Source organism: Streptomyces sp. rh34 (assembly GCF_002551245.1).
In the GTDB taxonomy this organism is placed as follows: domain Bacteria; phylum Actinomycetota; class Actinomycetes; order Streptomycetales; family Streptomycetaceae; genus Streptomyces.
In genome coordinates this window covers 1-3220 of sequence record NZ_NTGZ01000441.1, presented here as the reverse complement: position 1 = coordinate 3220, position 3220 = coordinate 1, and the positions used below count along the sequence as shown (strand labels likewise).

Genomic DNA, 3220 nt, shown 5'->3' with positions numbered 1-3220 from the left:
GCGCACAGCTCGGCAGGCCGCGCAGGGCGCCGCGCAGGGCGCCGCCACTGTTCCCGGACTCCGCACCGCCGCCCACCACGCGGCGGCGGAGGCCGCCGAGGCCGTGCGGGAGGAGGCCGTGCTGATGCGGGCCTGGGGCGTGGGCTCCGGCGAGCTGGAGCGGATGCCGTACGCACGGCGCGCCCGGCTCGCCGAGCGTCTGCGCGCCGGTCGTCTCGCCCGGTGGGCCGAACTGATCGGCCGCTTCCGGCAGATGGCCGACGGGGAGCGGGCCCGCAAGGTGGAGAGCACCGCCGGGGAGCTGGTCGGCGTCACGCTCGGCGACGACCTCTCCCGCCTGATCCCCTCCGAACTGGCCAACCTCGGCCTGCCCGAGCTGCGAGCCGTCTTCGCCGCGCGGTACGCCGCCGGGGAGCTGATGCTCTACGACAGCCAGGGAGAGCAGCTGACGGGGCGGGGCGCGGTCATCGCGTGCGTGGACACCTCGCATTCGATGTACGCGGCAGGGCCCGGCGGGGTCACGCGGGAGGCGTGGTCCAAGGCGTGCGCCTTGGCGCTGCTGGACCAGGCCCGCCATGCCGGGCGCGACTTCGTCGGCGTCCTGTTCTCCGCCGAGGACAGGATCCAGGTCTTCCGCTTCCCGGCCGGCCGGTCCGCCGGCATCGAGCGGGTGCTCGACTTCGCGGAGACCTTCCTCGGCGGCGGCACCAGCTACCAGGCGCCCCTGACCGTGGCCCGCGAACTGCTGGCGGAGGAGTTCGACGACGCCGCCACCCTCCGCGGGGACATCGTGATGATCACTGACGACGAATGCGGCGTCACCGAGGAATGGATGCGTGGCTGGAACGACGCCAAGCGGGCGCTGGGCTTCCGCGTCTTCGGCCTCGCCGTCGGCGCCCCGGGGGCCGCCGAGGCCGGCTCGGTCCTGGACGCGCTGTGCGACAACCTCCGCTCCATCGAGGACCTCACCGACGTCCACGCTGCCGCGGATCTCTTCCGCCTCATCTGACGCCCGACCGGACCCGTCTCAGCCGACCCCGGCCGGGCGGTGCGCGCGGATCACTGCCGGTACCCGTTCAGGAAGCGGCCGATGCGGCTGATCGCCGCGTCGAGGTCGTCGGCGTACGGGAGCGTCAGGATGCGGAAGTGGTCCGGGCGCGGCCAGCTGAAGCCGGTGCCCTGCACCACCTGGATCTTCTCCCGCAGCAGCAGGTCCAGCACGAACTTCTCGTCGTCGACGATCGGATGCACCTTCGGGTCGATGCGCGGGAAGGCGTACAGCGCGCCCTTCGGCTTCACGCACGAGACGCCGGGGATCTCGTTCAGCCGCTCCCAGGCCCGGTCGCGCTGTTCGTGCAGCCTCCCGCCCGGCGCGACCAGCTCCCGGATGGACTGCCGCCCGCCGAGCGCGGCCTGAATGGCGTACTGGGCCGGGGCGTTGGGGCACAGCCGCATGGAGGCCAGCGTGGTGAGGCCCTCCAGATAGTTGCGGGCGTGCTGCCGGGGGCCGGACACCACCATCCAGCCGGAACGGAAGCCGGCCACCCGGTACGTCTTCGACAGTCCGCTGAAGGTCAGGCAGACGAGGTCGGGGGCGAGAACCGCCGCGCTGTGGTGCTCGGCACCGTCGTACAGGATCTGGTCGTAGATCTCGTCGGCGAACACCATCAGCCCGTGCCGCCTGGCCAGGTCGAGGATGCCTTCGAGGATCTCGCGCGGATAGACCGCGCCGGTGGGGTTGTTCGGGTTGATGATCACGACGGCCCTGGTCCGGTCGGTGATCTTCGCGGCCATGTCGGCGAGATCCGGATTCCAGTCGGACTCCTCGTCGCAGACGTAGTGCACCGCCTTGCCGCCCGCGAGCGTGGTCACCGCCGTCCACAGCGGGAAGTCCGGGGCCGGGATCAGCACCTCGTCGCCGTCCTCCAGCAGCGCCTGCACCGCCATGGAGATCAGCTCGGAGACCCCGTTGCCGAGGAACACGTCGTCCACGCCGGCCTCGGTCAGGCCCATGGCCTGGTAGCGCTGGACCACCGCCCGCCGGGCCGAGAGGACGCCGCGCGAATCGGTGTAACCGTGCGCCCGCGGCAGCATCCGGATCATGTCCTGGACGATCTCCTCGGGAGCCTCGAAGCCGAAGAGCGCGGGGTTGCCCGTGTTGAGGCGGAGCACACTGTGGCCCGCCTCCTCCAGGGCGTTGGCGTGCTCGATGACCGGGCCCCGGATCTCGTAGCAGACCTCGTTGAGCTTGCTGGACTGCCGGAACTCCATGCGCTGCCTCCCGAGCCGAATTGCGATACTTGGTTTTACCAAGCTTCGGCTTGGAAAGTCCAACAACATGTCTAGACTGCGTCGCATGCCACGTCAGCAGCAGCCAGCAGCACGCCCCGTCCGTCGCCGGAGCTACGACCAGTTCTGCGCCACCGCCCGCGCCCTCGACTCCGTCGGCGACCGGTGGACGCTGCTGATCGTCCGTGAACTGCTGGGCGGGCCGCGCCGGTACACGGACCTGCACGCCGACCTGCCCGGCGTCAGCACGGACGTGCTCGCCTCCCGGCTCAAGGACATGGAACAGACCGGACTGGCCCTGCGCCGCAAGCTGCCGCCCCCGTCGGCCGCATCGGTCTACGAGCTGACCGCGCGCGGACGCGCCCTGCGGCCCGTCCTCGCCGCCCTCGCCGACTGGGGAGCGCCCGCCCTCGCCGAGCGCCGCCCCACGGACGCGGTGCGCGCCCACTGGTTCGCCCTGCCGCTGCTCGGCGCCCTCGCCGGGCTCACCCAGGAGGGCGTCCTCGAAGTCCGGCTGGAGGAGGGCGAGTTCCACCTCCACGTCGGCGGGGGAGCGAGGGCCGTGCTCCCGGACGCCGAAGCGGTCGCCGCGGTGTACGGATACGGTCCCGCCGACCGCCCCGACGCCCGGATCGTCCTCGACGCCGAGGTGTGCCTGGAGCTCGCGCGGGGCGGGGCGGCACTCGCGGAGGCGGTGAAGGACGGCCGCGTCGAGGTGTTCGGCGAAGGCCCGCTCGCCGCCGAACTGCGGGGCGCCTGAACCTCGCTCGCGGGCGCTTGGACTCCCTCGCCCGAGCGTCCCTCCGCCGGTCCGGCGATGATGGAGCCGTGCGACTCGAAGCGATCACCTGGGAACGGCTGGCCGGCGAGCTGGCCCGGTACGGCGACGGGCTGTCCGCCGCCGACGGCGGGCCCTGGCTCGCGCTGGGCG

Annotated in this window: 3 protein-coding genes and 1 pseudogene; 3 read left to right on the top strand and 1 reads right to left on the bottom strand. The window is 72.5% G+C overall.

Annotation, left to right across the window (positions count from 1 at the left end; genetic code table 11):
- A partial coding sequence (locus tag CR470_RS36910; RefSeq protein ID WP_097872066.1) for a VWA domain-containing protein occupies window positions 1-1009 on the top strand: 1009 nt, incomplete at its 5' end.
- Between the two features lie 50 nt (window positions 1010-1059).
- Here the strand turns inward: CR470_RS36910 and CR470_RS36905 are convergent.
- Window positions 1060-2271, bottom strand: coding sequence for a pyridoxal phosphate-dependent aminotransferase (locus tag CR470_RS36905; protein ID WP_097872064.1), 1212 nt, complete (start codon window positions 2269-2271; stop codon window positions 1060-1062).
- Window positions 2272-2356: 85 nt separating this feature from the next.
- Here CR470_RS36905 and CR470_RS36900 point away from each other — a divergent pair, with 85 nt between their 5' ends.
- Complete coding sequence (locus tag CR470_RS36900) at window positions 2357-3049, top strand: winged helix-turn-helix transcriptional regulator (protein WP_257139053.1); 693 nt, start codon at window positions 2357-2359, stop codon at window positions 3047-3049.
- Window positions 3050-3117: 68 nt separating this feature from the next.
- Window positions 3118-3220, top strand: a pseudogene (locus CR470_RS40980) (uridine kinase); the annotation flags it as partial.